The sequence below is a fragment of the Runella sp. SP2 genome (assembly GCF_003711225.1).
In the GTDB taxonomy this organism is placed as follows: Bacteria; Bacteroidota; Bacteroidia; order Cytophagales; family Spirosomataceae; genus Runella.
On the sequence record NZ_CP031030.1, the window covers coordinates 6,300,853 to 6,316,121 of the forward strand.

The window sequence follows — 15,269 nt, forward strand, 5'->3', positions numbered from 1 at the left end:
TTGGCCTTCCGAGCACAACGGATGTTACAGACCTTTATATTTGTCCGATTTTTTAAAAACCCACTGATAAACTACGTTTTAGGACATCTCCATGTATTTGGTCTTCATTCATTGATATCACTCTTGCAGATAGTGTTTCCAATCATTCATTCACAATATTTTTTTCATGGAAAGTAATAACGGGCATCACCACCACCTAGATAAAGCTTCAGCCGCTGGGTTATTGATTGCTTTTGGAATTATCTACGGCGACATTGGTACTTCTCCCTTGTACGTGATGGACAGTATTTTTAAGGAAGATCCCATCATTTCGCCTCAAACGGTTTTGGGAGCCCTTTCTTGCGTTTTTTGGACACTGACTCTCCAAACTACTGTCAAATACGTGGTACTGATTCTTCGAGCCGACAACCGTGGTGAAGGGGGGATTTTTGCCTTGTATGCCTTAGTACGTCGCCATGCGAAATGGCTCACCGTTCCTGCCATCATTGGGGGAGCGGCGCTCTTAGCCGATGGAATCATTACACCCCCCATTTCGGTATCATCAGCCATCGAAGGGTTACGCATCATTTATCCTGACATTCAGACCATTCCCATCGTCATCGGGATTATCACTGCTCTATTTTTAGTGCAAGTCTTCGGAACCAACAAGGTGGGAGGTGCTTTTGGCCCCATTATGTTTATTTGGTTTTCGATGTTAGGGACGTTTGGTATCATCTGGATTGCGAAAGATTGGACCATTTTGCGGGCGCTTAACCCGTACTACGCCTACCAGCTTTTGTTTGAAAAACCCGAAGGTTTTTGGTTGTTAGGAGCTGTTTTCTTGTGTACCACGGGAGCCGAAGCCCTTTACTCTGACTTGGGACACTGTGGCCGCGCCAACATCCGTGTCAGCTGGGTATTTGTTAAAATTTGTTTGATTCTCCAATACTTCGGTCAAGGTTCTTGGTTGCTTTCTCACGCGGGTGAGTCTTTGGATGGACGCCGTCCCATTTACGAACTCATGCCCGATTGGTTTCTTCTTCCAGGGATTGCGATTGCGACTTCGGCGGCTATCATTGCCAGCCAAGCCTTGATTTCTGGCTCGTTTACCCTCGTGAGCGAAGCCATTCGTCTCAATTTTTGGCCTAAAGTTCGTTTGCGCTACCCAAGCCTTCAAAAAGGACAATTGTACGTCCCAAGCGTCAACCTGTTATTGTGGTTGGGTTGTGTTGGCGTGGTGTTGTATTTCAAAGAATCATCGGCCATGGAAGCGGCCTATGGTCTTGCCATTACCCTCACCATGTTGATGACCACGATTTTGATGTCCTATTACCTTTACGCCAAAAAATATCAGATGTGGGGCGTAGTCATTTTTATGGCTATCTACATTGCGATTGAAGGGTCATTTCTGATTGCAAACTTAGTGAAGTTTACGCACGGAGGTTGGGTTTCGCTCGTTATCGGGGCCATGATTGCAGGGTTGATGTTTGTTTGGTACCGCGCGTTTTATATCAAACTTCGCTTGACTGAATACGTCAAACTCAACGATTATGTAGATTCGCTCAAAGAACTTAGTCGCGATATTTCGATTCCTAAATACGCTACCCACCTTATTTTTATGAGCAACGCTTCGCGGATGTCGGAAATCGAATCAAAAGTGATTTATTCTATCTTCCAAAAGCGCCCCAAACGCGCCGATATTTATTGGTTTGTTCACGTCGATACCACTGATGATCCATACACAATGGAATACAAAGTGAACGTCATCGAACCCGACGACGTCATTCGGGTCAACTTCCGCCTAGGCTTTCGTATCGAACAACGGGTCAACCTTTATTTCAAGAAAGTAATTGAAGAAATGGTAAAAAATAAGGAAGTTGACATCACAAGCCGCTACGAATCGCTCAACCGACACAATGTTATCGGCGATTTTCGGTTTGTAGTATTAGAGAAGTTCTTATCGTTTGAAAACGAGCTTCCGCTATTTGAACAAGCCATTATGAAAGCGTATTTCTTTATCAAAGGCTTTACCACCAGCGAAGACAAGTGGTTTGGATTGGATAGTAGCGCGGTAAAAATCGAAAAAGTACCGCTTATTATTCGTCCAGCCGAAAACATCAAATTAAAACGTATTTATAGTTAAAAATGAAAATATTAATCACAGGTGGAGCTGGTTTTGTAGGCTCATCGTTGGCCATTGCGCTCAAAACCAATTACCCATCGTACGAAATCTTTTGCTTAGATAACTTAAAAAGAAAAGGTTCCGAACTCAACGTTTCACGCTTGTCGCAAGCGGGCATTACGTATGTCCACGGAGACATCCGTAGCAAAGAAGATTTTGACTCGCTGCCCGCCGTCGATGCGGTCATCGAAGCGTCGGCCGAGCCTTCGGTATTGGCAGGGCTTGACGGAACGCCTGACTACCTCATCAATACCAATTTGTTCGGGACAGTCAACTGCCTCAACTACGCCCTCAAGCACAAAGCTGATTTTATATTCCTTTCAACCAGCCGCGTCTATCCCATCAAGACGATTGAAACGTTGAATTTTGTGGAAGAAGAAACGCGCTTTTCTCTCACCGACGACCAACCCGTCAAAGGCGTATCGTCCAAGGGAATTGCCGAAGATTTTCCGCTCGACGGCGCTCGTTCGTTGTACGGCACCACCAAACTCGCCTCTGAGTTGTTGATTCAAGAATACAACGAGTTTTATGGCCTTCGCACGGTGATTAATCGCTGCGGGGTCATCACGGGACCTTGGCAAATGGGAAAAGTTGACCAAGGTGTGATGGTGCTTTGGATTGCCAAACACTATTGGGAACAGCAACTTGGGTATTTTGGCTACGGTGGTACGGGAAAACAAACCCGCGATATGCTCCACGTGGCAGATTTGTACCGTTTGATTGACTGGCAATTGCATAACATCGACCAAGTAAATGGCGAAATTTTGAACGCAGGTGGAGGCGTAGAAAGCAGCACGTCGTTGCAAGAATTGACCAAGATTTGCCAAGAAGTAACGGGCAAAACCATTCCGATTAAGCAAGTACCCGAAACGCGCACGGCGGATATTCGGATGTACATTACGGACAACAGCAAAGTGACTCGCCTGACGGGTTGGAAACCAGAAATTGGAGTTCGCCAAATTGTCGAAGAAATCACCGAATGGCTCGACCAAAACAACAAAGCCTTAGAACCAATTTTAAAATAACCTTTACTCATGCACATTCAGGTACGCCATACGACCAATCCCGTCGATTTTAAAAATTACACGACTCAACGTATTCGGGAAGAGTTCTTGATGGAAAAAATGTTCGTCCCCGACCAATTCCATTTTGTATATTCTCACTACGACCGCATGATTGTGGGGGGAATCAAACCCGTAGGCCAGTTACACAAACTGCCAACCTACGACGAGCTCCGCTCTGATTATTTTTTGGAACGTCGTGAATTGGGCATTCTTAACATCGGTGGCGATGGCTTTGTGATGGTAGAAGATGAGTTGTTTACGCTTCAAAAGCGGGACTGCTTGTACGTTGGGAAGGGTAATAAAACCGTCACGTTCAAAAGCCTTGATCCTGAATTTCCAGCTAAGTTTATCCTCGTTTCGACGCCCGCTCACCGCACCGTACCTACGGCTATGATGAAAGCCGCTGACGCAAGTCCAACCGATATGGGTTCACCCGAAACGGCCAATACGCGTACTATTTATAAATACATCCATGCCGATGGCCTCGAAAGTTGTCAGCTGGTGATGGGGATGACGTCCATGAAATACAGCAGTGTGTGGAACACGATGCCGCCGCACGTCCACGACCGTCGTACCGAAATCTACGTTTACTTTGATTTAGATGACGCCCACCGCGTTTTCCATTTTATGGGTGAACCCACCGAGACACGTCACCTGTTAGTGGCCAACGAACAAGCCATCATTTCACCTCCTTGGTCGATTCACGCGGGAGCTGGCACAACGAGTTATTCTTTCTTGTGGGCAATGGCTGGCGAGAACTATGTCTATACCGATATGGACACATTGGCCTTGAGCGAGTTGAAATAAAATTTCAAAAAAAGTAGCCGTAGTCCTTGATTTTCTCAAAATAAATACACAGTTTAGACTCACAATCGTAAGAGGTGGACCGAAGTCCTGAAAATAGCGGTCTGCTTATGACAGACCGCTATTTTTTACCCTTTTCAAATCCACAAATGCGGTTGCAAATGATTGTTAAACTTAAAGCGTAAAATTATGAGACTGCAAATGCACGCTATCCACTTCGACGCAGATCCAAAACTGCTCGAATTCATCCAGAAAAAACTTGAAAAACTCGAAACGTTTTATGACCGAATAACAGGAGGAGAAGTGTATCTCCGATTAGATAAAAGCGAAAGCAGTAAAATCAAAGATAAAATCCTAGAAGTAAAAATTAAGGTTCCCAACGGTGAGCTATTTGTCAAAGAGAAAGGCAAGTCATTTGAAGAAGCCACTGACCTTGCCTTGGAAGCTCTCAAAAGCCAAATCAAGAAGTTCAAATCGAAACGCCAAGAGGTAGAAAATAAAACCATCAAAGATGTCCAAAGCGGCACTGAGGTAGAAGAAGAGGTAGAAATCGACGAAGTATAAGTCAGATTTCCAAAAAAAGAGCGAGGACTGCATCCTCGCTCTTTTTTGTTGCCTAAAATTCAGTCGTTGTTTATTCGTTATTCGCTCTTCAATTCTGTACATTTGAGTTTTACTCATCAACCCTTTTGAACACTACATGAAAAGTAAACTTCTCCTAACCTCACTCCTTTGCTTTCATGCGTTTGGGCTCTTGGCTCAAGTCCAAAAAGCCCCCAACCGCGCCGAAGGCGATGGGCCTCACAAACGCCTTATCATTCGGGGCGTCACCATCATCAATAGCACAGGTTCGCCTCCAATTGGCCCCATGGATATTTTGGTTGAAAACAACCGAATTGCCCAAATTCGCCAAGCAGGTTACCCTGGTATGCCCGCCCAAGACGGTATCAAAGCAACCTCCACCGATAAAGAACTGAACTGCCGTGGGATGTACCTTATGCCAGGGTTTGTGGATATGCACGGACACATCGGTGGCGTGCAGCAAGGTGCCAACGCCGAATACGTATTTAAACTTTGGATGGCCCACGGTGTCACTACCGTCCGCGACCCATCGTGCGGGAATGGGCTCGACTGGGTCCTTGACCAAAAAGAAAAAAGCAACAAAAACTTGATTACTGCCCCGCGCATCAAGGCTTACACGGTGTTTGGGCAAGGGGCGAAAGATTTTATCACCACTCCCGAGCAAGCCCGCGAATGGGTACGCCAAAACGCCCAGAAGGGTGCCGATGGTATCAAGTTTTTCGGAGCCGAACCCGATGTATTCAAGGCGGCGTTGGAAGAAAACAAAAAACTCGGCCTTGGTTCGGCTTGCCACCACGCCCAAACCGAAGTAGCACGCATGAATGTACTGGCGACTGCCAAAGCGGGGCTGACCAGCATGGAGCACTGGTACGGGCTACCCGAAGCCCTTTTTGACGATAAAACCGTCCAAAATTATCCGTCCGACTACAATTACAACAACGAGCAAAATCGCTTTGAAGAAGCAGGAAAATTGTGGAAGCAAGCCGCTAAACCTGGTTCAGAACGCTGGAATTACGTGATGGAAGAATTGTTGAAGCTAGATTTTACCCTCGACCCTACCTTCAACATCTACGAAGCCAACCGCGAACTAATGCTCGCCCGCCGTGCCGAGTGGCACGACGAATATACCCTGCCGTCGCTTTGGCGGTTTTATGGCCCAAGCCGAATTTCTCACGGGTCGTATTGGCACAATTGGGGAACAGAACAAGAAGTGGCGTGGAAAGAAAACTATCGGTTGTGGATGGCGTTTATCAACGAATACAAAAACCGAGGTGGTCGCGTCACGACGGGCTCTGATTCGGGCTTTATTTACCAATTGTACGGTTTTGCGTACATACGCGAGCTGGAATTGCTGCGCGAAGCAGGTTTCCACCCAATGGAAGTCGTGCGGGCGGCCACCATCAAAGGGGCAGAAGCATTGGGAATGGCCAAAGAAATTGGCTCGGTTGAAATTGGGAAATTGGCCGACTTTGTCATTACCGAAGAAAATCCGCTTGCCAACTTGAAAGTCCTTTATGGCACAGGAGCGATTCGTCTGAACGACAAAAACGAGGTGGTCCGCGCGGGTGGCGTCAAATATACCGTCAAAGATGGCATTGTTTATGATGCAAAAAAGCTTTTAGCCGACGTTCGTAAGATTGTGGCTGATGCTAAAAAAGAGGAGAATTTTGAAATCACCCAGCCTGGTATTCCCCAAAAAGCAGGCAAAGTGTCGGGTAGCAATAAATAGGGAAGAATGTTTAACTTTGCACCTATTAAAGTCACCAATCACCCCCATGCTAACAGAACGCGTCAAAGAGATATATCAAGAAATTGAGCAGTTTGAAGTTGCTACCAAAGAGCAGTTAGAACAATACCGCCAACGATTTGTAGGAAGAAAAGGAGCCGTGGAAGCCTTGTTTGAAGGACTCAAAGACATCCCAAAAGAAGCCCGTCGTGCGGTAGGACAAGAACTGAATGCCCTCAAAAACTTTGCTACTGACCGTTTTACGGCCATTCAAGCAGAATTCGAGTCTAACGACGGTGGCAATGCTGGCCCAGCCATTGATTTAACCCTGCCCGTTGCGGCAAACCAACTAGGCAGCATTCACCCGCTGACGTTGGCACGCGCCAAAATCATCGAGATTTTTGAACGCATGGGCTTTAGCGTAGCCGACGGCCCCGAAATCGAATCAGACTGGTACAACTTCACCGCGTTGAATTTTCCCGAAAATCACCCTGCCCGAGAAATGCAGGATACGTTTTTTGTGGCCAAAAACGCCGAAGACCCTACCCAAGATATGCTGTTGCGTACGCACACCTCCAACGTCCAAATTCGGATGATGGAGCGCCAAAAGCCGCCTATTCGCGCCATTATGCCTGGGCGGGTATATCGCAACGAAGCCATTTCGGCCCGCGCTCACTGCTTCTTCCACCAAGTAGAAGGGCTTTACATTGACAAAAACGTAAGTTTCAAAGACTTAAAAGATACCCTCTACCACTTCTCAAAAGAGATGTTTGACAAAGACGTGAAGATTCGTCTGCGTCCTTCGTTTTTTCCTTTTACCGAACCTAGCGCCGAAATCGACATTTGGTTAGGAACTGACACCGAAGAAACGTATCGACTCTCGAAAGGAACGGGTTGGGTAGAAATTGCGGGAAGTGGCATGGTTGACCCGAACGTGTTGGCCAACTGCGGCATCGACCCCGAAGAATATACAGGTTTTGCGTTTGGGATGGGCGTTGAGCGCATTGCCCAGCTCCGTTACGGCGTTCGCGACCTTCGTCTTTATTCCGAAAATGACGTTCGTTTTTTGCGTCAATTTGAAGGAGTTTAGGAGAAAAAATAGTGTTAGTTCGGTCGGGTTGTGAGCAACCCTCAGCACAAAGCGTGGGTCGGGTTGCTCACAACCCGACCGATAGCACTATCTTCCCAATGTGCTCGCTGCTTTCCATCAGACGATGCGCCTCAGCGGCTTCTTCCAAGGGAAACGTTTTATACAAAATAGGTTCAAAAGTACCTGCTTCTATCAACGGCCATACTTGTTTTTCCACCTCGGCGGCCAACTGCGCCTTAAACGCATCGTCGCGCGGGGCAAGCATACTTCCTGTAATCGTGATTCGCTTGCTCATTACTTCCAAAATATTGAATTGAGATTGCGCTCCTCCTAAACTCGCGATAAAACCCAAACGGCCATCAGGACGCAGCAGACGGATGTTTTTTGCGGTATAATCTCCCCCAACGTAGTCCAAAATCACGTCCATTCCGTAGGGCTTTAATTCTTCCAAAAAATCTTGTGTTTTATAATTGACACAACGAACGGCGCCAAGTTCTTCGCAGAAACGGCACTTTTGGTCGCTGCCCGCTGTCGCAAACGCTTGCACGCCAAACGCCTTTGCCAACTGAATCGCCGTGACACCAATGCCACTCGTTCCGCCGTGTACCAAAAAATTTTCGCCAGTTTTCAACTGCATTCGTTGAAACACGTTGCTCCAAACCGTCATTATCGTTTCGGGCAAGCACGCAGCTTTTTCAAACGACATACCCGTTGGAACAGGCAAACAATGGTCTGCTTCGGCCAAGGCGTACTCGGCATATCCGCCATTTTTAATGAGCGCACACACCTTATCGCCGACTTTCCAACGCGACACATTTTCGCCAATTTCGGCGATGATTCCCGCAACTTCAAGCCCCAATGGCTCGGTAGGCGGCTGCGACGAAATCCCGTAACGACCTTGACGCATCAAAATATCGGCACGATTTATGCCCGCCGCATAAACGCGGATAAGCACCTTTGTACCAGTAGAAATAGGGACAGAACGGTCTTCTAAAGACAAAACCTCAGGTCCTCCAGTTTGGGTAACTATCATTGCTTTCATGGTCGTAAAAATAAAAGATAAGAAAATATAAAAATAGTCCATGAAGGTACATGACACTATCCCAAGAAACGTCACCTAAATTTGTACTATCAATCTCAGAACAGGTACTATACTATTCATAATCGCACAAAACACCATGTCAGCGACTACCACGCAATTCAAACATGTGAGCTATCTTTGGGACGAAGCCAAAGCCGCCGAACTCGCGGGCGACGAAGTAGCTCTTTTTATTTATCGTTCCAACATTCTGGGCGCCGATCTTCGTTTGACCAACTACGGAGGCGGTAACACGTCCGTTAAAATTACGGATAAAGACCCACTTACTGGCAAAGATGTCGAAGTAATGTGGATAAAAGGCTCAGGCGGAGACATTGGTACGCTCAAAAAATCAGGATGTGCGGCATTGTACATGGAGCGCCTACGAAACCTCGAAAACGTCTATCGTGGTGTGGAGTTTGAAGATGAAATGGTAGAATTGTTCAACCACTGTATCTTTGATCTCGCCTCAAAAGCACCATCTATTGATACTCCTCTCCACGGATTTTTACCCTTTGCGCACATCGACCACCTTCACCCAGATGCCGCCATTGCCATTGCCGCAGCCAAAGACGGGAAGAAAATCACCGAAGAATTGTTTGGTGGTGAAGTAGGTTGGGTAGGTTGGCAACGCCCAGGGTTTGAGCTTGGTCTTCAGCTCCGCGCTTGTTTGGAAGAGGCCGCTTCTCGCGGTGTCAAATTGCGTGGTATCATGCTTGGTTCACACGGGTTGTTTACGTGGGGTGACACTGCCTACGAAAGCTACCTCAATACCCTCGAAGTCATCGAAAAATGTGCCGAATACTTAGAAGCAAATTACGGTAAGACTCGTCCCGTATTTGGAGGGCCCAAAATCGAGAGCCTTCCTGTAGAAACACGCACAAAACAAGCGTCAAAATTAGCACCTATTTTGCGTGGTTTCTGCTCGTCGTACCGCACGATGGTCGGCCATTTTACCGACGATGCGCGCGTACTGGAGTTTATAAACTCAAATGATTTGGACAAACTAGCTCCCCTCGGAACTTCTTGCCCCGACCACTTCCTCCGCACAAAAATCTCTCCGTTGGTACTTGAGCTTGCTCCCGACGAAGACCTATCGGACGTAGCAGCTATCAAAGCGAAATTAACACCTGCGTTTGAAGCCTACCGTGCGATGTACTCCGAATATTACGAAGCTTGTAAGCACCCTAATAGCCCTGCCATGCGCGACCCTAATCCTGTCGTTATTTTGTATCCAGGGGTCGGAATGTTTACCTTCTCAAAAGATAAAACGACGGCCCGTTTGGCGTCGGAGTATTACATCAATGCCGTCAACGTAATGAAGGGCGCGGAAGCGGTATCTGAATATACGGCATTGCCCCGTCAAGAAGCGTTTAATATCGAGTATTGGTTGCTCGAAGAGGCCAAACTTCAACGAATGCCCAAACCCAAAGCCTTGTCAGGGCGAGTAGCACTCGTAACGGGAAGCGCAGGGGGAATTGGTAAAGCTATTGCGAAAAAGTTTGCCGAAGAAGGCGCAGTGGTTGTTCTTAATGACATCAACGAAGAACGTCTTGCGGGAGCAAAAGACGAATTTGTGAAGAAATTTGGCAGAGATTCAGTAGCTACCACGCTTCTCAACGTAACCGATGCTGCTAGCATTGTGGATGCGATGGATGCCGCAGCGCTTGCGTTTGGTGGCGTCGATATTATCGTCAACAACGCAGGTATCAGTATTTCAAAACCCATCCAAGACCATACTCTTCAAGATTGGGATCGCTTGTACGACATCCTCGTCAAAGGGCAGTTCCTTGTGACTCAAGCAGGGGTAGAAGTAATGCGCAAGCAAGGTTTTGGGGGTGATGTCATCAATATTGTGAGTAAAAATGCCCTTGTTTCTGGGCCAAACAACGCAGGTTATGGTTCGGCTAAAGCAGCTCAGTTGCACTTGAGCCGCTTGAATGCAGCCGAATTGGGCGGCGATAAAATTCGCGTTAATACTGTCAATCCAGACGCCGTTATCGCTGACTCAAACATTTGGGCAGGTGGCTGGGCCGAAGGACGCGCCAAAGCCTACGGCATTACGATTGAAGAGCTTCCTGCTTATTATGCCAAACGTACGCTTCTCAACGAAGCCATTCTACCCGACGATATCGCCAATGCGTGCTTCGCATTCGTAGGAGGCTTACTCAGCAAGTCAACGGGCAACGTTTTGAACGTTGATGGCGGAGTAGCCATGGCGTTTGTTCGCTAAAAAAGATTGTTTTTTCATCATAGGTTAGTTTAATACTCGAATCTAACGCCTGAATTCAGGCGTTAGATTTTACCTACGAAGCTCATTTTTTAGTAAGAGGTAGTTGTACTTTTTTTAAAATGTTAGCCATTTTATCTATTTGCTCTTTAATCTCAGGACTTTTCAAATTGATATATGGCATCGTTTTTTCAGAGTACGTTGATACTGCTTTTTTGGTTTTCATGATTTTTGAGTTATTAAATATCCGACATAGTTGCCCTTACTGTTAAAACTTTCAAGTATCCCGTTTTCAGTAATTCCGACTACGTCATAATAGAGATTGGTTTCTTTTAAAAATTGCGTAATTGCGGCACGATATAACCTCGTTCTGCTAGAAGTGCTTCCTGTAAATGCTACAGTAGCCATAGGATAATGCTCGAAAAAAGTAGATAACGTATCAACTACAGTAGTTAAAACTTGTTTCATGTCATTATTATTACTAGCTGATAGAATATCAATGTCGCCATTTTCTTTTAAGTCGCCAAAAATCAATTGATATAAATCTGGATTATCATCCGACAAAATATACGCGACTGCCTTGCGAATAATTCTTTCCTGACTGATACTTTCAAAAACAAATTGCAAATTATCAGAAGAGGATTGAAGCTGGTAAATAGGTTTGTCCATTAACAAAGATAACTAAAGTTCAATTATGCAACTCGAAAAGTATAAAATACAACAGCATAACGATGACCTACTTACGGGACATCAACGCCGTTTGAGCTTCGCTGTTTCAGAAATTGAAAATGCCGAAGCCATCATTCAAAAATTGGTTGATTTTCAAATTGCCATTCCTTCGTGGGCACTTGGAACGGGTGGAACGCGCTTTGGCCGTTTTGCGGGCGGTGGCGAACCTCGTAGCCTTGAAGAAAAAATTGAAGACGTAGGTCTATTACACGCCTTGAATCAAGCATCGGGCGCAATCTCCCTTCACATTCCATGGGATATTCCAAAAGATGCCAAAGCGATTAAAGCATTGGCAGCTCAACACGGTTTGAAATTTGACGCCGTTAACTCCAATACCTTCCAAGACCAAGCCGACCAAGCGTTAAGTTATAAGTTTGGTTCGTTACAAAACGTTGACAAAGGCGTTCGTAAACAAGCCATTGAACATAATATTGAAGTGATTAAGCACGGTATCGAGCTTGGTTCGGAATCGTTGACGGTTTGGCTTTCAGACGGTTCGTGTTTCCCAGGCCAACTCAATTTCCGTAGAGCTTACCAAAATACCCTCGAAAGTCTTCACGAAATTTATGCGGCCATGCCCGAAAATTGGAAGATGTTCTTGGAATACAAAGCCTACGAACCTAACTTCTATTCGACTACGGTAGCCGACTGGGGACAGTCCTACTCTTACGTGAAGAAACTTGGAGAGCGCGCTTATACGCTTGTCGATTTGGGACACCATCTACCTAATGCCAACATTGAGCAAATCGTAGCCTTGTTGTTGATGGAAGAAAAACTTGGTGGTTTCCACTTCAACGACTCAAAATACGGCGATGATGACCTCACTGCAGGTGCCATGAAGCCTTACCAATTGTTCCTTATCTTCAATGAACTAGTCGATGGAATGGACGCTCGTGGCATGAATCACGCTACTGATTTGGGCTGGATGATTGATGCCTCTCACAATGTCAAAGACCCACTAGAAGACTTACTACAATCTGTAGAAGGAATTATGATGGCTTATGCCCAGGCACTTTCGGTCGATAGAAAAGCCCTCGAAGAAGCACAAGCTGTCAGCGATGTGGTTCGTTGCCAAGAAATTCTTCAAAATGCGTTCCGTACCGACGTGCGTTCGCTCGTTGCCGAGGCTCGTCTTCGGGCAGGAGGAGCGTTAAATCCATTGGGTCTTTTCCGCCACTCAAAAGTACGCGAAAATCTCATTGCCGAACGAGGTCTTAAAACTGTAGCGACTGGCTTGTAAGATGAAAACTCCTGTTTGTGCCGTATTGGATATTGGTAAAACCAACAAAAAAGTATTCCTCTTTGACGAAAACTACCGTATCGTTTTGGAAAAATCGGGGCAATTTCCCGAAACAACCGACGAAGACGGCGACCCTTGCGAAAACGTAGCCCTGTTGACCGATTGGGTCATCCAATCGCTCCAAGAAGTGTTATCGCTCGAAGAATACGACGTCAAAGCCATTAACTTTTCAACCTACGGAGCAAGTTTTGTTCACGTAGGCGAAGACGGCAAGCCCGTTGCTCCTTTGTACAATTACCTAAAACCGTACCCTGAGGCACTCAAGAAACAATTTTATGATACCTACGGCGGGGAGCAAGAGTTTTCGCGCAAAACGGCCTCTCCTATTTTAGGGAGCCTCAATTCGGGCATGATTATTTATCGCCTGAAGCATGAAAACCCTGCGTTATTTGAAAAAATAAAGTATTCACTGCACTTACCCCAATACGTCAGTTCGCTGATTTCTGGGCAATTTGCTTCCGATATTACGAGCATTGGTTGCCATACCAACCTTTGGGATTTTGATACAAATGATTACCACGCTTGGGTGTCCAATGAGCAAATCGGAGATAAACTTGCTCCTATTCAGTCCGCAGACGTGGTTTCTACTCACGTGCTCAATGAGCAAGAGCGCATTGTGGGCGTCGGTTTGCACGATAGTTCATCGGCTTTGATTCCGTATTTGGTTAGCTTTTTAGAGCCCTTTGTATTGATTTCAACGGGAACGTGGTGCATTAGCCTCAATCCTTACAATCATACGCCGCTCACAGCCGAAGAGCTTCAATACGACTGTTTGTGCTACATGCAGTACAACGGCAAACCTGTGAAGGCATCGCGCTTATTTGCGGGCTATGAACACGAACAGCAAACCAAGCGATTGGCGACTCATTTCGACAAAGACCTGGATTTTTACAAAAAAGTAGCGTTTGATGCGGCTCTCATTCAGCAACTCAAAACCGATAAAAAAACCGAAGGCATCGACTTTGAAAGTCTCTCAAAACCTCCGATGACGGAAGGATTGTTTGGGAAACGTGATTTGGCAGCTTTCGACTCGTATGAGCAAGCGTATCACCAGTTGATTTTGGACATTGTCGGTCAGCAAATCATTTCGACGGAGTTGGTTTTAAGAGGCTCAACTGTCAAGCGGATTTTTGTGGACGGTGGTTTTTCCAAAAACCCAATTTATATGAATCTGTTGGCAGGGGCTTTTCCTGACCTAGAGGTATTTGCGGCATCGGTTGCCCAGGCGACTTCGTTGGGGGCGGCGTTGAGCATTCACCGCCACTGGAACACCAAAACACTCCCTCCCGATTTGATTGATTTACGTTTTTACAATAGCCATCTTTCCCTCGACGGATTAGCATCGTAACCTTTCTCTATAAACCCCTAGCCGCCAATTGGGATCAAACCCGCTGGCGGCTTTTTTATTAAACGGATATTTCTACCCCTACCCCCATCTCAACTGCCCGCTTCTTCGTACATTTGCAGTATGGAATTACTACAAAATGACTTGTTTCTGCGTGCTGCACGCGGAGAAAAGACCGAACGTGTACCTGTTTGGATGATGCGTCAAGCGGGTCGAATTTTAGCCGAGTACCGTGCTGTGCGCGAGAAAGCAGGAAGTTTTATCCAATTGGCCACCACGCCCGAGCTAGCCGCCGAAGTGACCATCCAGCCCGTTGATTTGTTGGGCGTAGATGCTGCCATCATTTTTTCTGACATTCTCGTAGTGCCCGAGGCCATGGGATTGCCCTATGAAATGGAAGAAAAACGCGGCCCCGTATTTCCGAACGTTGTTAAAACCACGGCCGATATCGACGCCTTGCGCATTGCCGACCCCGAAGCGGACTTAGGCTATGTGCTGGAAGCCATCAAAATCGTGAAGCGTGACCTCAACGGCCGCGTACCACTCATTGGCTTTGCGGGCGCTCCATTCACTATTTTTTGCTACATGGTAGAAGGCCGTGGGTCAAAGACATTTTCGGTAGCTAAAAAAGCCCTGTATGCTGACCCCGAGTTTTCGCATAAACTACTCCAAAAAATTACGGATAGTACCATCGCTTATTTAAAAGCCCAAATTGCCGTAGGTGCTAACTTGGTTCAGATTTTTGATTCATGGGCAGGAATTCTTTCTCCAGAGCAATACCGCGAGTATTCGTTGCCTTATATCAAACAAATCTGCGATGCCATTAACGAAGCCCCCGTTACGGTTTTTGCCAAAGGAGCGTTTTTCGCCCGACACGAAATCGGTCAGTTAAGCTGTTCGGTAGTAGGATTGGACTGGAACATGGACGCTGCTGAGTCGCGCGTGCTGATTCCTAACAAAACCCTCCAAGGCAACCTCGACCCCTGCGTATTGTACGCGCCTTATGACCAAATTCGTAAGGAGGTGCGCAAGATGATAGATACTTTTGGAACACAACACTACATCGCTAACTTAGGACACGGCGTTTATCCTGACACCGACCCCGACAAAGTGCGTTGTTTTATCGACACTGTGAAGGAATATTCTAGCAACCTATAAAA

At 46.4% G+C, this 15,269-nt stretch carries 12 protein-coding genes; 10 read left to right on the forward strand and 2 right to left on the reverse strand.

All coding sequences use genetic code 11. From position 1 onward, the window contains the following. Positions 1-166 precede the first annotated feature (166 nt). The 6 genes from DTQ70_RS25340 to pheS all read left to right on the forward strand — a co-directional run bounded on the left by DTQ70_RS25340 (position 167) and on the right by pheS (position 7,427). Positions 167-2,122, forward strand: a complete 1,956-nt coding sequence (locus tag DTQ70_RS25340; RefSeq protein WP_122933383.1) for a KUP/HAK/KT family potassium transporter — start codon at positions 167-169, stop codon at positions 2,120-2,122. Between the two features lie 2 nt (positions 2,123-2,124). After that, positions 2,125-3,186 (forward strand): NAD-dependent epimerase/dehydratase family protein, encoded by a 1,062-nt coding sequence (locus DTQ70_RS25345; protein WP_122933384.1) that lies wholly within the window; start codon positions 2,125-2,127, stop codon positions 3,184-3,186. Between the two features lie 9 nt (positions 3,187-3,195). Further along, positions 3,196-4,032 (forward strand): 5-dehydro-4-deoxy-D-glucuronate isomerase, encoded by an 837-nt coding sequence (gene kduI / locus DTQ70_RS25350; protein WP_206019583.1) that lies wholly within the window; start codon positions 3,196-3,198, stop codon positions 4,030-4,032. 186 nt (positions 4,033-4,218) lie between these two features. Beyond that, on the forward strand, positions 4,219-4,593 hold the full coding sequence (gene hpf / locus DTQ70_RS25355; protein ID WP_122933385.1) for a ribosome hibernation-promoting factor, HPF/YfiA family: 375 nt from the start codon (positions 4,219-4,221) through the stop codon (positions 4,591-4,593). 136 nt (positions 4,594-4,729) lie between these two features. Next, positions 4,730-6,340: an amidohydrolase family protein gene (locus DTQ70_RS25360; protein WP_122933386.1), complete on the forward strand. Its 1,611-nt coding sequence runs from the start codon at positions 4,730-4,732 to the stop codon at positions 6,338-6,340. Positions 6,341-6,386: 46 nt separating this feature from the next. Further along, positions 6,387-7,427, forward strand: a complete 1,041-nt coding sequence (pheS, locus tag DTQ70_RS25365; protein ID WP_122933387.1) for a phenylalanine--tRNA ligase subunit alpha — start codon at positions 6,387-6,389, stop codon at positions 7,425-7,427. A gap of 67 nt (positions 7,428-7,494) precedes the next feature. Here pheS and DTQ70_RS25370 read toward each other — a convergent pair whose 3' ends face one another. Then, positions 7,495-8,469 (reverse strand): NAD(P)H-quinone oxidoreductase, encoded by a 975-nt coding sequence (locus DTQ70_RS25370; RefSeq protein ID WP_122934559.1) that lies wholly within the window; start codon positions 8,467-8,469, stop codon positions 7,495-7,497. A 136-nt stretch (positions 8,470-8,605) separates the two neighbouring features. Here DTQ70_RS25370 and DTQ70_RS25375 point away from each other — a divergent pair, with 136 nt between their 5' ends. Beyond that, on the forward strand, positions 8,606-10,738 hold the full coding sequence (locus tag DTQ70_RS25375) for a bifunctional aldolase/short-chain dehydrogenase (protein WP_122933388.1): 2,133 nt from the start codon (positions 8,606-8,608) through the stop codon (positions 10,736-10,738). A 219-nt stretch (positions 10,739-10,957) separates the two neighbouring features. On the opposite strand, the gene DTQ70_RS25380 is transcribed toward DTQ70_RS25375, so the two are convergent. Continuing rightward, on the reverse strand, positions 10,958-11,404 hold the full coding sequence (locus DTQ70_RS25380) for a DUF6934 family protein (RefSeq protein ID WP_122933389.1): 447 nt from the start codon (positions 11,402-11,404) through the stop codon (positions 10,958-10,960). A 25-nt stretch (positions 11,405-11,429) separates the two neighbouring features. On the opposite strand from DTQ70_RS25380, the gene DTQ70_RS25385 reads away from it, so the two are divergent. From DTQ70_RS25385 to hemE, 3 genes are all read left to right on the forward strand, one after another. Continuing rightward, a complete protein-coding gene (locus tag DTQ70_RS25385; protein ID WP_122933390.1) occupies positions 11,430-12,704 on the forward strand; it encodes a TIM barrel protein in 1,275 nt (424 codons plus the stop codon). A 1-nt stretch (position 12,705) separates the two neighbouring features. Then, positions 12,706-14,112, forward strand: a complete 1,407-nt coding sequence (locus tag DTQ70_RS25390; protein WP_122933391.1) for an FGGY-family carbohydrate kinase — start codon at positions 12,706-12,708, stop codon at positions 14,110-14,112. Positions 14,113-14,232: 120 nt separating this feature from the next. Then, positions 14,233-15,267, forward strand: coding sequence for a uroporphyrinogen decarboxylase (gene hemE, locus DTQ70_RS25395; protein ID WP_122933392.1), 1,035 nt, complete (start codon positions 14,233-14,235; stop codon positions 15,265-15,267). Positions 15,268-15,269: the final 2 nt, after the last annotated feature.